General features: G+C 35.9%; 11 protein-coding genes and 1 pseudogene. 4 read left to right on the top strand and 8 right to left on the bottom strand.

What is annotated here, in order from left to right:
• The first annotated feature begins 206 nt into the window (after positions 1–206).
• From PFY09_RS07450 to PFY09_RS07440, 3 genes are all read left to right on the top strand, one after another.
• Positions 207–1,313: an Mrp/NBP35 family ATP-binding protein gene (locus PFY09_RS07450; protein ID WP_271161999.1), complete on the top strand. Its 1,107-nt coding sequence runs from the start codon at positions 207–209 to the stop codon at positions 1,311–1,313.
• A 42-nt stretch (positions 1,314–1,355) separates the two neighbouring features.
• On the top strand, positions 1,356–1,604 hold the full coding sequence (locus PFY09_RS07445) for a NifU family protein (protein WP_076395525.1): 249 nt from the start codon (positions 1,356–1,358) through the stop codon (positions 1,602–1,604).
• A 611-nt stretch (positions 1,605–2,215) separates the two neighbouring features.
• Complete coding sequence (locus tag PFY09_RS07440; protein ID WP_271161998.1) at positions 2,216–2,830, top strand: response regulator transcription factor; 615 nt, start codon at positions 2,216–2,218, stop codon at positions 2,828–2,830.
• Between the two features lie 39 nt (positions 2,831–2,869).
• Here the strand turns inward: PFY09_RS07440 and PFY09_RS07435 are convergent, their stop codons facing one another.
• The 8 genes from PFY09_RS07435 to ppk1 form a co-directional block, all read right to left on the bottom strand.
• Positions 2,870–3,586 carry a barstar family protein gene (locus tag PFY09_RS07435; protein WP_271161997.1) on the bottom strand — a complete coding sequence of 239 codons (717 nt, stop codon included), beginning with the start codon at positions 3,584–3,586 and terminating at the stop codon, positions 2,870–2,872.
• A gap of 2 nt (positions 3,587–3,588) precedes the next feature.
• Positions 3,589–4,404, bottom strand: coding sequence for a hypothetical protein (locus tag PFY09_RS07430; RefSeq protein WP_271161996.1), 816 nt, complete (start codon positions 4,402–4,404; stop codon positions 3,589–3,591).
• A 1-nt stretch (position 4,405) separates the two neighbouring features.
• On the bottom strand, positions 4,406–5,239 hold the full coding sequence (locus PFY09_RS07425; RefSeq protein ID WP_271161995.1) for an SIR2 family NAD-dependent protein deacylase: 834 nt from the start codon (positions 5,237–5,239) through the stop codon (positions 4,406–4,408).
• 93 nt (positions 5,240–5,332) lie between these two features.
• Positions 5,333–8,374 (bottom strand): choice-of-anchor I family protein, encoded by a 3,042-nt coding sequence (locus tag PFY09_RS07420; protein WP_271161994.1) that lies wholly within the window; start codon positions 8,372–8,374, stop codon positions 5,333–5,335.
• 191 nt (positions 8,375–8,565) lie between these two features.
• Complete coding sequence (locus PFY09_RS07415) at positions 8,566–8,718, bottom strand: hypothetical protein (protein ID WP_165762973.1); 153 nt, start codon at positions 8,716–8,718, stop codon at positions 8,566–8,568.
• Positions 8,715–9,368, bottom strand: a complete 654-nt coding sequence (locus PFY09_RS07410; protein WP_271161993.1) for an NAD-dependent epimerase/dehydratase family protein — start codon at positions 9,366–9,368, stop codon at positions 8,715–8,717. Before PFY09_RS07410 ends, PFY09_RS07415 begins: the two co-directional genes overlap by 4 nt.
• Before the next feature lie 357 nt (positions 9,369–9,725).
• On the bottom strand, positions 9,726–10,610 hold the full coding sequence (locus PFY09_RS07405) for a Ppx/GppA phosphatase family protein (protein ID WP_256040921.1): 885 nt from the start codon (positions 10,608–10,610) through the stop codon (positions 9,726–9,728).
• Positions 10,607–12,679, bottom strand: coding sequence for a polyphosphate kinase 1 (ppk1, locus tag PFY09_RS07400; RefSeq protein ID WP_268054850.1), 2,073 nt, complete (start codon positions 12,677–12,679; stop codon positions 10,607–10,609). Before ppk1 ends, PFY09_RS07405 begins: the two co-directional genes overlap by 4 nt.
• Positions 12,680–13,240: 561 nt before the next feature.
• Here ppk1 and dnaK point away from each other — a divergent pair.
• Positions 13,241–15,131: pseudogene (gene dnaK, locus PFY09_RS07395) on the top strand (molecular chaperone DnaK).
• Positions 15,132–15,283: the final 152 nt, after the last annotated feature.

Below are 15,283 nucleotides of genomic sequence, written 5' to 3'. Positions count from 1 at the left end.
TAATAATGAGGATAAACGGATTTAGCAGAATGTGTTGAACCTTACAACACTATTTTATACTGAATTAATCAGAAATAATTCATTTTTTATAGAAGCTTTTAAGTTTTTACTAAATCTCGCTTTTGCAAAAGAAAATATCTATCAGTCTCTTTACTTATTCTAAATAGCTTAATTTTTCGTAAATTTGTAAACAATTTATTTAGTTTATGTTGACGAAAGAAAAGGTTCAGGATTTCCTTAAAGAGATAGAAGTTGACGATTTGGTGAATAACCTACAAATCATGGGCAACGATGTATATATTGATATGACGGCACACTCACCTGCAATGCACGAAAAAAAGAAGCTTGAAGCAGCAATGAAGCAGGCTTTTGCAAGTGAATTTGGTGAAGAGATCAATCTGAAACTAAAGATCGTTTCTCCGGAGCCTAGTGAAATTCAGCAGAGCCAGATCAAAGGAAAACAAATTCCGGGAATTCAGAATATTATTGCCATTGCTTCCGGAAAAGGAGGGGTTGGTAAATCTACTGTTGCAGCGAATATGGCGGTAACATTAGCAAAAATGGGCTTTAAAGTAGGATTGTTAGACGCAGATATTTATGGTCCTTCAGTTCCTACGATGTTCGATACAGAAGGAGAAAAACCAATTTCTGTAGAAATTGGCGGAAAGAATCTCATGAAGCCTATTGAAAATTATGGCGTTAAAATGCTTTCAATAGGATATTTTTCGGGAGCCAATCAGGCAGTTGTCTGGAGAGGTCCGATGGCTTCAAAGGCATTGAACCAAATGATCCGCGATGCAGCTTGGGGAGAACTGGATTTCTTACTTATTGATCTTCCTCCGGGAACAGGAGACATTCATTTATCTATCATTCAGGAAGTTCCTGTAACGGGAGCCGTAATCGTAAGTACTCCTCAACACGTTGCTTTGGCAGACGTAAGAAAAGGAATTGCGATGTTCCAGATGGAAAGCATCAATATTCCGGTTCTTGGATTAATCGAAAACATGGCGTATTTTACACCGGAAGAATTACCAGACAATAAATATTATATCTTTGGACAGCAGGGTGCGCAGTATTTGGCAGATGATCTTGGAATTCCTGTATTGGGAGAAATTCCTTTAATTCAAAGCATCAGAGAAGCAGGAGATGTAGGAAGACCGGCTGCTTTACAGGAAGGATCTAAAATTGCCGAAATCTACACAGCAACTGCCCGAAAAATGGTAGAAAGCCTTGTAGAAAGAAACAAAAACCTTCCGCCTACCGAAGCTGTAAAGATTACAACAATGGCAGGTTGCTCACCAAAAGCAAAATAATGATTTTTCAAATCTGAAAAACAGAACAGAACTGAAAAAAATATGGAAACAAATATAACACACGAAGATACCGTAACAAGAGTTTTGGAAGCTCTGGAAAGCATCCGTCCGTTCCTGAACAAAGATGGCGGTGATATCGAGCTTATCGATGTGAAGGACAATCTGGTTTATGTAAAGCTCTTAGGCAACTGTTCCGGATGTTCATTAAACTTTTCAACCTTAAAATTAGGTGTTGAAAACACGATTAAACAGTACGCTCCGGAAATAGAGAAAGTACTGAATGTAGAGTAGAAGAGCAGAATATATACTTCATAAGACAGATCTTTTTAAGGTCTGTCTTTTTATTTGCATAAAATTCATCATTATTCAATAATTATAAAAAAAAATTTCGTGAAGTTCGAATTGTTAGAAAAAACGTAAATCCTGACACGAAAATATCCCGAAAGAAGGAAATTGTAAAAAAAGTATGATAGTTTAAGGAAGTTAAATTATCTATATATTGCTTTAAGACAGGTTTTTAAATCTATACTTTCTTATTTTTAAGAAAAGTTTAAATAATATTATGAAATTTTTATAGTATTAATTCTACGTGTTCGTGAATATTATATGTCTTATTTTTGTACAAAATTGTTTACAATGCGATATGGGGATGTGTGCTTGTAATATACTTTTATTCTTACATTTTAAATGTTTCTTGTTTTTTTAACGGCTGTATAAAAAAATGAAAATTATACGTTTGGAAAATTTCAGAATTATATAGTATGTTGGTGTCTCTAAAACTCTCCGAATCAGAGAAAGAATATTGCAATAAAAAATAATATTGGTCTGTAAGTTGTATTGAAATTGTAAAATTGAACGAAAAAGTGATTTTCTGTAAAGAAAATTTATTTAAAACTAACACTATGAAAAATATACTCATTGCTGACGGTCATTATGTTGTAAGAATGGGAACCTCAATTATTTTAGAAACCAAACTTGGATATCCGTGTACCATAGATTTTGCCGAAACTTATCCTGAAGCCAAAGAAAAAGTTTGCCAGAAGGTATATGATCTTTTAATTATTGATATTGATATTCCGCAAAGTATTTTCAAAGCAATGGTGAAGGAACTGAAGAAGAAACAGAAACATTTGAGAATTCTTATCTTTTCCGGGTATGACGAAAATGTGGGAATTCAGTATATAGAAGAAGGCGCTTCAGGATATCTTAATAAAGGAGCAACGGAAGAGGAGATTATTGCAAGTGTAAAATCAATATTGGAAGAAGGATATTATTACACGGTAGATATGATGAAAAAACTCGTTACCCATTCTACCGATATCCACTCTGTAGAAAGACTCTCGAAAAGGGAATTCCAGATCTTTAAACTTCTCGCGGAAGGAAACGGAAATATTGAAATTTCTAACAGTCTTAATCTTAAAATGTCGACGATCAGCACCTACAAAAAAAAGATTTTTGAAAAACTTAAGGTAAAAAATGTAGTGGATCTTGTACGGATCTATGACGATATGCATTAAAAAATCAGTCGCGGCGAAATTCTTTCGCCGCGATTTTTTTTATTTTAGAATAACATGAATTTTGAATTCTTGAAAGATATGTATAATTCTGTCAAAGTCTGATTTCAGAAGTTTTTTACTTCGATGATGATTGTACCATGTGATCTCAGAAATGGATTTTACTCCGAAATCTCCCCGAAGACAATCGTATAAAGCATACAGTTGTCTGCCAAAATATCCGGCAATTCCATTTACCTCTTCTCCGAAAGTGCAAAAAAATTCGTCTAAATTATTAAAATCATTTCCATCAAGCCTGAGGATAAGATTTTCTTTTGCAGGTTGAGGCTTCAGATGATGTAAGGCGAAAACCAGCCAACCCTGTAATTCATCTTTATCGAGTTTTTTCCAGGAATTTCTTTCGGTAATTTCATTGTTGAGAAACATTTTCCAGGATTTATGAAATCCTTTTGGATGAAACCAGACTGTTCCGCTTACAGTGATGTTGCTCTTTTTAGACTTTATTATTTTAATTCCGCTGATAAAAGTGCTTGTTACAATAGATTTATCTTTATCCAGTAAATGAAAAAAGCCCTGATTATCATAAATCTTTGTCGCTTTCTCAATTTCAGCCCTTAAGTTTTCGATATTCTCAATACCGACTAATCTTATTTCTCTATATCCAAGATTTGTCTTAGTGCTTTCGAGATTTTTAACTTCATCAATGTAGGTAATAATTTTACTTTCTTTTTCTTCTGTATCTAATGAAAATGCAAACATGATTATTGATTGATTTTTAATATTTCAATGCAGTTTTTAAGATCTGCAATCCATTGTGGATTAATATTTTTGTTATCCCTCACTTTATCATAGACAGCCATAAGATCAGGAATATACTGCTCTCCGCGTTTTATATTTAAGAGAGTATCAAATAAAATGCTTTCGTAGCTTTCGCTTTTAAGTTCCTGCAAAATTACAGCTTTTGCCCTCTTATCTTCTCTGTTTGCAAGCCCTTTTATAGCTTCATGTCTTATCTGATGGTCTTTAGAAAAACAATTCTTATACAAAACATGTCTGATACCTTCATTATCACATTCGATTTGTGTTCCGAGACCAAAAGTAGCCCAGTCTCTCACTCTGAGGCTTCTGTCCTGTGCCAGTTTTATCATCATTGTTACGGCTTTATAATTCTCAACTCCGAGTAGAGAAAAAGTAAGTGCATATCTTATTTCTTTAGATTCTGAATTTTTAAATTGTTCTAAAGTATTGAAATGCTTTGTTTTTAAATATTGGTTGTTATGACCGATGGCAAAAAGGCTTGTACAAATAAGATTTTCATCTGACGTGGTTCTTAAAATTTTAAAGATTTTATCAAAAAGAGATTCAACAAAGCTTTCACGATTATTTCCTAATTGGCATAAAACATCAATCCCGATTTGTTTAAATTTTACATCATCAGAATCTATCATTTCAAAACATCTTGAAATCATTTCATTGCTTACAAATGTTCTTAATTTTGTAATCTGATTCCAGTAATGACTTTTGTATTTAGCCTTGAACGCTTTTTTGATTAAAACATTGACTTCAGAATGATTCATCTTAAATTATTTCAGATAAATTTTCAACAATCTCTTTAATCACCTTTAAAATCTCAGTAGACTTTTCCCGAATAATTAGTTTATTCTTTTTATTTTTAATCAGTTCCGTGAAATGATTGTCTTCCGTGTTGATGTTAACAATATAAGCTCCATATTTTAACGAAGTTTCAGCAATGGCAAGAGGAAGATTTGTCGCTCCTGAAGTTCCGATAATAAAGAGAATTCCGCTGTTTTTTGCCACTTTCAGCGAACTGAATTTCTTATTGGTCTTTTCATCATAATATTCATCAAACCATAAAATATTTGGGCGCATCCAGTGTCCGCAAAGAGAGCAGGTAAGCAGTTCAATCTCTTTTGCTGTAAGATCTTCATCAATGTTTTTGCCTTTAATTTCTTCCGGAAGATGTACAATTTCCTTACATCCGTTCGAACATTTAATTTCACGGTTATTTCCATGAATTTCATAAATTCGATGATTTCCGGCGCGTCGGTGAAGATTATCTATATTTTGAGTAATCAGATGAAACCTATCCTGCAGCATCTTTTCAATTTCGGCTAAATGAAAATGACTCTCATTGGGTGCTGCATGTTCAAACATTTTTTTCCTGAAAAGAGAATATTGCAAAACTTCTTCAGGATTTTGCTTAAAATATTTCAGTGTCCCGAATTCTTCAGGCTTATGAAACTGTGTTCCTTTTACCCAGATTCCGTCTGTTCCGCGATAGGTAGGAATTCCGCTGTCGGATGAAATTCCTGCTCCCGTTAAAAAAGTGAAAAGATTTCGTTTTTCTGTATGGTAAACCTGATGGATGATTTCTTCTAATTGCGTTTTCATGGTATTTCAAAGTTTAAAACTACTGAATTTCTTTAAAACAGAAAAGCCCCGAAAACTCGAGGCTCATTTTTAATCAACTAAATAATATATAATCTACTTTACAATAACTCTTTTCAGGTGTCCTTCGGAAGTTTTTACAAGATATACTCCTGTAGAAAGTTTCGAAGTGTCGATTGTTAAAGCATTTTTTTCTTTTCCAATCTGTTTTCCGGACATATCATACAATTCATAATCCTGCGCTCTGTTGAAATACAGAATATTTCCTTTTGTCACCGGATTCGGGAATACATTGAAGGTTGTTTTTTCCGGTTTTACCTCTCCGGTAGCCAGAGTCGGCGCATTGGCGATTTCATACATCGATAACGTGCCGCTGATTTCATTGGCAACAATTACATATCCTTTTCCGGTAGTTGTATTTTCTGGGGCAATGTAGATAAGTCCTTCCGGTCCATTATCACCTCCGTAAGCAGAAGTCATTCTCGAATGTTTGTAATCCGTAAAAGCAGGATTATTAGGATCGGTAATATTATAAACCATCACGCCGCCGGTTCTTTCCAGTGTGATGAAAGCGTACGTTTGTCCGTTAATATTTCCTAACGCCACTCCTTCCGGTTCAGGACCTTTTGCACGGCTTCTGCTTTTAACAGTATTAGATTCATTATCTGCATTAAAGATCAACGGATGATTGGCTGCGATATATCTTTCAAACCGGTCGCCGCTGTCGTAGACGATCTGTTTGGTATCTGCATTGAAGATCGAGAATGAACGCGCTCCCAAAGCTGCAATTTCCTCAAAATCTGCATCTCCGTCTGTATTTCCGGTCGCATTGGAAACTCTGAATCTTCCTAAATTATAAGAAGCTTTTAAAACAGAAGCCTGTGGAAAAATAGCGGGATCTAAGGTATAATCATTCGCACCAACTGTAGTTCTTTCACTGAATCCTGAAAGGTCTTTTTCGTCGCCTTCATTAGCAGTGACGATATAATTGGCTCCTCCAACTTTATAATTCTGAATGCCATCCGGAGTAAAATAGGCTTTTACAGGCCAGTTTGCAATTAAGATCTCTCCGTTGTTATCAGAAGCATCAAAACCGTTTCCGGGAACACTCATGTCTTTTTTACCCAATCCCCAAATTCCAGTAATGGTTTTTGTGCCTAAATTAACTTCGGCAACCGCATTGTTTTCCTGAAGGGCAACCCATGCTTTCTGGCTGTCTGAACTGATGGTAATATATTCCGGTTCTAAATCCTGAGAAAGTGTATTGTTTGTTCTTACTTTTCTTACACCGGTTGCGGATAAAGCAGAAATCTGAGCATCAAAAGCATTAAAATTAAGCGTCGTAACATTGCTTTGTGTAAGATTGGAAATTCCTCCTGAAATATCAATAATACTGATCGTTCCTTCCGGATCTACGGTATAAGCATCGTTCGGTTCGCCTTCGTTGGCAGTCATTACTTTTGTTCCGTCCGGTGAAAAAGTAATCATATCCGGTAAAGCTCCTACGGTAACCTGCTTCAGGAAGTTTCCGTTGATATCAAAGAAAACTACAGAACCGTTCTGTTGCGGATTTGTGTTTGGAGAAGCCGCAGCAATAATTCCGTTTTTTACGGCGATGCTTGTAATTCCGCCATAAGGAGCCATGTTGATGGTATTAACAACTGTTGGCGAAGTCGGATTGCTGAAATTGATAATATCAAAAACATCGGTGATGGAACTGATGGTAAATAATCTCTGGGTCGCAGGATCATGAACCACAATTTCTGTGGAACTGGTGTTGGTTCCCGAAGGATCAAAACTTCCGATATAATTTAAAGAAATCTGATGGGACGGAACCGGAGCCGGTTTATCGTTATCTACAATATAAATCGTTGCATTGCTGTCTCCGGAAATGGTTGCTCCGACCGGATTTTCAAGGCTTACCACAAAATATTCAGCCTGTTGTTCTTCCAGCGTATCATCAATAATCGGGATGTTTACGGTATAACTCGTTGTGGAAGGAGTAAGATTAATGGTCTGATTTGCGAGTGTAAAGTCGCTGCTGTTTGCTGTACTGAAAGGAGCGGGTTTCACCACCAAATTCACTGTTGAATTTGACGGATTTGTAACATTTATTTTAAATGCTAAAGTCCCAACATTTTCATTGACTTTAATAAAATTTTTATCCAGAGAAACGGAGGTTCCTGCGGTGGTAAAAGTGGTGGAAGTAACTGCTGTAACCGCATTATCACTGGTGTCTTCTACCATATTGGGTTTTAAAGCCAGATAATACGTTTGGTTCGGGATTAAAGCTACAGTCGGGATTACTGTAATTTTATTGCTGGAAAACGCAGTTGTAAAGGGAACCTGAGAACCTGAAACATTTCCAAGACGGAAATCGACAAGCATTTGTGCATTAGAATCGTTGATCGCGGAATTGTCTGTTAATCTTACATTTTCATTAAAAGAAATCGTAGGATTTACAGTCGTTAAAGCATTATTTGTGTTGTTTGAGGGAAGGTAAGTTACGGTGGGAGGAGTAGTATCGGCTGCGTTAATTGGGGTTGCATCTACGGTAAAATTATCGAAACGGTTGTTGCCCACTGTTCCTCCGGAACCTTGTGAGAACTCAACTTTAAGTTTAAAATTAGGATTGTTGGCGACTCCGGAAACGCCTGAAAAGTCTAACGTAATGAGCTGCGGATTGGCATCTAAAGGCGAAACCGTCTGAAAAGTAACGAAATTTGTTCCGTCCACAGAATATTTCCAGGTTTGTGTTCCTGCTCCGGAACCGGATCTTCTTGTCGTAAATTTCACCACAACATTATTGTACCCTGTTGTTGGTAAATTGAACTGAAGATTTCCGTTGATCGGGAAATTATAGCGTAAATGCGTTCCTGAAACATCTCCGTTTCTCGCATTTAAATTTTCAACGTTGAAGTTTTGCCCTGTTCCATTGGCAAAATCTACCTCAGTAGTTCCATTGGTTACGGCAGTCATCGAACCTCCCAACAAAGTGGAAGTCGGGGTAGTGATGGAAGCTGCTGAAGCATTGTTGTTGAAATTCCAGTAGTGGATAAGAGCGTTCTGCCCGAAAACCGCTCCCTGAAGAAAGAATGCGGCGACCACAGAACTTTTTAACAAGTAGTTGTTAATCATTTTTTACTTACTTTAAATTTATGCAAAAATGAAGGTTCTACTTTGCAAAGATTTTAAGGTAATTTTAAGAAATGATTAATAAATAAGAGATAAGAATAAATTTAAGTTAATAATAAAAATAATCAAACACGAAATAAGGAAATCGTTTTTATGACAAACGATTTTTAATATTTACTATTCCTAATGATAGCTTATTTTGAGACCTTACCGGAAAAACGCAGATTTTTGCCTGTAAACTTATTCCCTTCCAACGGATGTTTCTGCATATAAAAAAATCCTGAAATTGCCGTCAGAACCAATAAAATAAAAGCTACCAGAAAAATTCTTTTTAACATTTCCTTCATATCGCAAGATTTTTAATGTCCTTAATTTCTAATGTTGAGGTGGGATACCCTTTTAATACGGCATTGATCATTGCAATACCCACTTCATGTAAAGTTAATGATTTTGAGGGTAATAAAATAGGAAAAACCCAAATAAACGGCTTAAAAAACCATTTTACATTTTCCTGACCTTCAACAGGTTTCATAAATCCCGGTCGGAAATTGTATGCTGCCCTGAATCCTAATTTTCTAAGTGCATTTTCCGTTCTGCCTTTTACTCTTGCCCACATCATTTTTCCGCTTTCCGTTTTGTCGGTGTGCGCTCCTGAAACATAGTTGAAAACCATATCTGGATTCTGATTGAGAACGGCTTTTGCGAAATGAAGCGTTGTATCATAGGTAATCTTCGTATATTCCTCTTCGCTCATTCCTACACTGCTGATTCCCGCGCAGAAAAATACGGCATCATATCCTTTGAAGTTTTCATCATTCAGATCTATTTTTAAAAAATCCGAAACAATGTATTCTTTTAGTTTAGCGTGCTTTTTGCCGGATGGCTTTCTGCTTACGCTCAGAATTTCAGAAATGGTCGGGTTTTCAAGACATTCCATTAAAACGCCTTCTCCTACCATTCCTGTTGCTCCTGTGAGAATTATTTTTATTGAATTCATTTCTTTCCTGTTATTACTTTTGGTGACGTTTTAAAGTACTCTTTTACTTTATGTGGTAGCAAAAAGTATACAATTTTTTTAAACTTTAATGAAAATTGTCTCTAAAATCTGGAGAATTACTAAAGAAAGGTCTGAATATGATTATTTTTCAATGTGATTGTACTTTGTTTTAGCTATTTCAGTTTTTTATGGTTTCGGCGCGGCGAAGCCACGCCGAAACCATAAAAAACTTCAAAAAAAAGAAAAATCCTTCCATAAACACGACCTGATTGAATTTTTTATTGTCTTTAGCTTTTTAAATAAAACTAAAAAAACCGGTCAGGAAATGACCGGTTCTGCGATTTATTAAAGTAAATCTTACTTTTTCTCCTGTAGCTTAGTATAAATATTGTGGATTAATCCATCTGCAACAGATATTTTCGGGACAAAAATCCTGTTGATTTCCGACCATGTCATCACATTATTGAAGATCTGTAACGCATGAACCAGAACATCGGCTCTGTCTTCGCGGAGATTATATTTTGTCATTCTTTCATCAACCGTAAGATCATCAAACTCCTTATATACCTTTTTAAGATGAGAAAGCGACATCGGTTTGCCGTCTTTCGTTTTGCTCATGGAGAAAACTTTGTTGATATTTCCTCCTGAACCGATGGCAACAATCGGCTTTTTGCTGTTGATATTTTTTCGGATCTCTTCCTTCATGTCTTTCCAGTTGTCGGGCGTCACCAGATTGTTCAGCAAACGGATGGTTCCGATATTGAAAGATTTTTCGTATTTCATTTTTCCGTTTTCGTAAAAGGTAAGTTCCGTAGAACCGCCGCCGACATCAATGTACAGATAGGCAAATTCCTTATCCAGTCCTTCTGCCACATGATTTTCAAAAACCAGAGTAGCCTCTTCATCACCGGAAATAATTTCAATATTAATTCCTGAGGTCTTTTTAACCTCTTCAATAATTTTCTGTCCGTTTGAAGCATCACGCATTGCACTCGTTGCACATGCTCGGTAATGTTCAACATCATAAATTCTCATCAGATCGCTGAAAATCTTCATGGAATCGATTACCATTTTTTCCCTTTCTTCACCGATTTTTCCTAAGGTAAAAACATCCATACCTAATCTCAGCGGTATTCTCAAAAGATTAAGTTTGATGAATTCGGGTTGTTTATTGTTAATTTTTACTTCATTAATCAAAAGTCGGGCTGCATTACTTCCTATGTCTATGGCTGCGATCTTCATTTTTTCTTTGTTTTGGCTTTTAAATATCGATATGTTTCAATCTGAGAACGGCATTCTTCCTTCGGATTGTGAATGTATTCGTTGCTCAGTTTTTTGTCTAAAATACGTGCTTTTACATTATCTTTCAACTGTATGTCGAGAATGTCTTTCAGTTCTTTCTTCAGATTTTTATCCGTAATCTTTGCGGCAGCTTCAATTCTGTAATCTAAATTTCTCGTCATCCAGTCTGCGGAAGAAATATACATATCTTCGGCTCCTTTATTGTAAAAATACATTACTCTTGCATGTTCCAGATATTCGTCTACGATACTGATTGCTTTTATTTTTTCTTTAAAATCTTTCTGATTCACAGCACAGTAAATTCCTCTTACAATCATTCTGATGACAACTCCGGCTTGTGCAGCTTCATATAGCTTTTCAATCAGGGAACGGTCACTTACCGAATTGGCTTTAACGATCATTTCTGCATGTCTTCCCGCTTTGGCTTCTTCAATTTCCTTATCAATATGATGCATGATTTTTTCACGCATGAACTGCGGACAGACCAGAAGATTTTTACAGGTTTTTAAAATCGGAAGATAATCGTCTTTCGGTTTTTTCAGAACATTGAATACTTTATTAATATCTGCCATAATTCCCCGATCCGCCGTCATTAAAAGGTGATCTCCATAAATTCTCGCTGTTTTCTCATTGAAATTTCCGGTACTTACGAAACCGTACTGGATTGTTTTATTATGAGATCTTTTTTTAATGACACATAGCTTTGCGTGAACTTTTTTATTAGGAATTCCAATAAGTACAGTGATGCCTTCCGGTTCCAGCATTTCTTTCCATTCAAGGTTGGATTCCTCATCAAATCTTGCCTGAAGCTCAAGCATAACCGTAACCTCTTTACCATTTCTTGCCGCATAAATTAAAGCATTGATGATTTTCGAACTGCTTGCCAGACGATAGGCAGTAATCTGGATCGATTTTACATCGGGATCCATTGCTGCCTCACGTAGAAGATCGATAACAGGATTGTATTTGTGATAAGGGAATGTTAAAAGAACATCATGTTTCAGAATAACATCCGTTACTCTTTCTGTATTTTCAAAAGCAGGGTGGGTAAAAGAACTTCTTTCAACAGGTTTTTCATACTTCTCAAAAACATCAGGGAAATCCATGAAATGTTTAAAATTATGAATTTTTCCTCCGGGAATAATGCTGTCTTTTTTCGTCAGGTTTAATTTTCGGATCAGCATTTCAAGAAGTGCCTTATCCATATCTTTATCGAAAACGAAACGGGTTGGTTTTCCTTTTCGCCTGTTTTTTAAGCCTTTTTCAATTTTTTCGGCAAAATTAGTCCGGATATCATTATCGAGTTCCAGTTCGGCATCTTTCGTTACTTTAAAAGCATTGGCTGCAAATTCATCATATCCGAAATAAGAGAAAATATGGGGCAGGTTAAAAGTAATCACATCTTCCAGAAGCATTACATTTTTCTCTTCCACATCTTCGGAAGGAAGCAAAACAAATCTTCCTACAAACCTTGAAGGAATTTCAATAATGGCATAATTGCTGGAATATTGCCAGTCTTTTTTCCTCATCGCAACACCCAGATAAAGACTTTTATCCCTCATATAAGGCATCGGTGTATTCTCATGAAGCAAAATAGGAATGACGTTGGATTCCACTACTTCATCAAAATATTTTCTTACAAACTCCTTCTGATTGGGAGATAAATTTTTGGAAGTTTTAATAAAAACATGATGGTCTGCCATTTCAGCAAGAATTTTCTTCCAGGTTTTATCAAAATCCTGTTGCTGCTTCATTACAATATCATTAATTTTCTGAAGGATTTTGGAAGGCGGCTGATAAAAAGATTCCGCAATTACTTTTTCTTTGAAATCCATGGCGCGTTTTAAACCTGCAACCCGCACCCGGAAAAATTCGTCTAAATTGTTGGAGAAAATTCCTAAAAAACGGATTCTTAAATGTAAAGGGACTTTTTCGTCCATGGCTTCCTGTAAAACCCTCTCGTTGAAGGCAAGCCAGGTAATATCTCTCGGATTGAAATGTAATGACATTCTCTAGTTTATAATTTATCAAAAATAATAATTCGTGGTATCCTTTGAAACCTTTTTGCGTTAAGCTTTAATTAAATTTTAGAGCCAAAAAGATTCTGAAACCGGATGATTTTTGCAATCCATTAAAGTTATTAAAACTATCCGGAAAATTATAGCTCTGATTTGATATTTTTAAAAGAATAGGAATTAATCATACTATCTGTTTAAACTAATTTAAAATTTAATCACAAACTGAAGCTTCGACATAGTGATAAGTTGGCTTATTAATAAATGTGAGTATAAAATTCTAACAGCTTATAATTAGAAATGCCCAGAAGTGACAAAATTGATATGGTGTGGCTGAAAATAATAGATGCTGTGACAAAAATTCAAACCATGCATAAAGTAAAGTTTGAGTTTATTTTAAACAATATTTCTAAAAAAAGATCATTAAAAAAAACTATTTTTCACTCCTGTTTTTAATTGTTTGTGTCAATTTGTCACAAAATTTTGAATGGTATAAATATTGAGAAATACTGAATGTAAATTAAAATTAAAAATTAGAAAAAATATAAAAATATTATGAGTAAAATAATTGGAATTGACTTAGGAACAACCAACTCTTGTGTTGCTGTAATGGAGGGTAAAGACCCTGTTGTTATTCCTAACGCAGAAGGTAAAAGAACAACGCCGTCTATCGTTGCGTTTACAGAAGATGGCGAAAGAAAAGTAGGAGATCCTGCAAAAAGACAGGCGGTAACGAATCCAAAGAAAACAGTATATTCAATTAAAAGATTCATCGGAACTCACTTTAAAGAGGATGCGAAAGAAATTTCAAGAGTACCTTATGAAGTAGTTTCAGGACCAAACGATACCGTAAAAGTAAAAATCGACGACAGAGAATATACTCCACAGGAAATTTCGGCAATGACGCTTCAGAAAATGAAGAAAACGGCTGAAGATTATCTTGGACAGGAAGTAACAAGAGCGGTAATTACGGTTCCTGCGTACTTCAACGATGCACAGAGACAGGCTACAAAAGAAGCGGGTGAAATCGCAGGTCTTAAAGTAGAAAGAATCATCAACGAGCCTACTGCTGCTGCATTGGCTTACGGTTTGGATAAAAACCATAAAGATCAGAAAATCGCAGTATACGATTTAGGAGGTGGTACTTTCGATATCTCTATCCTAGATTTAGGAGATGGTGTATTCGAAGTATTGTCTACAAACGGAGATACGCACTTAGGAGGTGATGATTTTGATGATGTAATTATCAACTGGATGGCTGATGAGTTCAAATCTGAAGAAGGAGTAGATTTAAAATCTGATGCAATCGCATTACAAAGATTGAAAGAAGCTGCTGAAAAAGCTAAAATCGAGTTGTCTTCTTCTCCACAGACAGAAATTAACCTTCCATATATTACAGCTACTGCTACAGGTCCTAAACACTTAGTAAAGACTTTAACGAAAGCTAAATTCGAGCAGTTATCTGCGGATTTGGTAAGAAGATCTATGGAGCCGGTTGCGAAAGCGTTAAAAGATGCAGGTTTATCTACTTCAGATATCGACGAGGTAATCTTGGTAGGAGGTTCTACAAGAATCCCGATCATCCAGGAAGAAGTTGAGAAATTCTTCGGTAAAAAACCGTCTAAAGGAGTTAACCCGGATGAGGTTGTAGCAATCGGTGCTGCGATTCAGGGGGGTATTGACAGGTGATGTAAAAGACGTTCTTTTATTAGATGTTACGCCACTTTCTTTAGGTATCGAAACTATGGGTTCTGTTTTCACTAAATTAATTGAAGCAAACACTACGATCCCAACTAAAAAATCTGAGGTATTCTCTACGGCTTCTGACAACCAGCCGGCTGTAAGCATCAGAGTAGGACAGGGAGAAAGACCAATGTTCAACGATAACAAAGAAATCGGTAGATTCGACCTTACAGATATTCCGCCAGCGCCAAGAGGAGTTCCTCAAATCGAAGTAACATTCGATATCGACGCAAACGGTATCTTAAGTGTTTCTGCTAAAGATAAAGGAACCGGTAAAGAACAGTCTATTAAAATTCAGGCTTCTTCAGGTCTTTCTGACGAAGAAATCGAAAGAATGAAGAAAGAAGCTCAGGAAAATGCTTCTGCCGATGCTAAGAAAAAAGAAGAAGTTGAAATCTTCAACAAAGCAGACGGATTGATCTTCCAGACTGAAAAGCAATTAAAAGAGTTTGGTGAGAAATTATCTGCTGATAAAAAAGCAGCCATTGAAACCGCTCACGGAGAATTGAAAACAGCTTTCGAAGCTAAAAATGCAGATGACGTAAAAGCTAAAACAGAAGCTTTAGATGCAGCTTGGATGGCAGCTTCAGAAGAATTGTATGCAGCAGGTCAACAGCCGGGAGCTGATGCAGGAGCACAAAACGGAGGAAATGCAGGAGGTGCAGAAGATGTACAGGATGCAGACTTCGAAGAAGTGAAGTAAGTGCTGATTAGCATTGATTAATATAAATTAGCAAATCGTTGTAAATGTAATGTTTACAGCGATTTTTTATTTTAAGTAATTTTTAGTAATGTTTGATTTTAATCGTTTTTTATTATATTTTTGTATCATATTTGTACCGCGAACTAATTAGA

The sequence above is a fragment of the Chryseobacterium gambrini genome (assembly GCF_027920505.1).
Lineage (GTDB): Bacteria > Bacteroidota > Bacteroidia > Flavobacteriales > Weeksellaceae > Chryseobacterium > Chryseobacterium gambrini.
Note: the sequence above shows the minus strand (reverse complement) of the source record. Positions and strands in the feature narration are given on the sequence as shown.

Excerpts from the sequence above, each read along its gene's own strand:
- PFY09_RS07450 (WP_271161999.1), top strand. The coding sequence starts at position 207 with ATGTTGACGAAAGAAAAGGTTCAGGATTTCCTTAAAGAGATAGAAGTT.
- PFY09_RS07445 (WP_076395525.1), top strand. The coding sequence starts at position 1,356 with ATGGAAACAAATATAACACACGAAGATACCGTAACAAGAGTTTTGGAA.
- PFY09_RS07440 (WP_271161998.1), top strand. The coding sequence starts at position 2,216 with ATGAAAAATATACTCATTGCTGACGGTCATTATGTTGTAAGAATGGGA.
- PFY09_RS07435 (WP_271161997.1), bottom strand. The coding sequence starts at position 3,586 with ATGTTTGCATTTTCATTAGATACAGAAGAAAAAGAAAGTAAAATTATT.
- PFY09_RS07430 (WP_271161996.1), bottom strand. The coding sequence starts at position 4,404 with ATGAATCATTCTGAAGTCAATGTTTTAATCAAAAAAGCGTTCAAGGCT.
- PFY09_RS07425 (WP_271161995.1), bottom strand. The coding sequence starts at position 5,239 with ATGAAAACGCAATTAGAAGAAATCATCCATCAGGTTTACCATACAGAA.
- PFY09_RS07420 (WP_271161994.1), bottom strand. The coding sequence starts at position 8,374 with ATGATTAACAACTACTTGTTAAAAAGTTCTGTGGTCGCCGCATTCTTT.
- PFY09_RS07415 (WP_165762973.1), bottom strand. The coding sequence starts at position 8,718 with ATGAAGGAAATGTTAAAAAGAATTTTTCTGGTAGCTTTTATTTTATTG.
- PFY09_RS07410 (WP_271161993.1), bottom strand. The coding sequence starts at position 9,368 with ATGAATTCAATAAAAATAATTCTCACAGGAGCAACAGGAATGGTAGGA.
- PFY09_RS07405 (WP_256040921.1), bottom strand. The coding sequence starts at position 10,610 with ATGAAGATCGCAGCCATAGACATAGGAAGTAATGCAGCCCGACTTTTG.
- ppk1 (WP_268054850.1), bottom strand. The coding sequence starts at position 12,679 with ATGTCATTACATTTCAATCCGAGAGATATTACCTGGCTTGCCTTCAAC.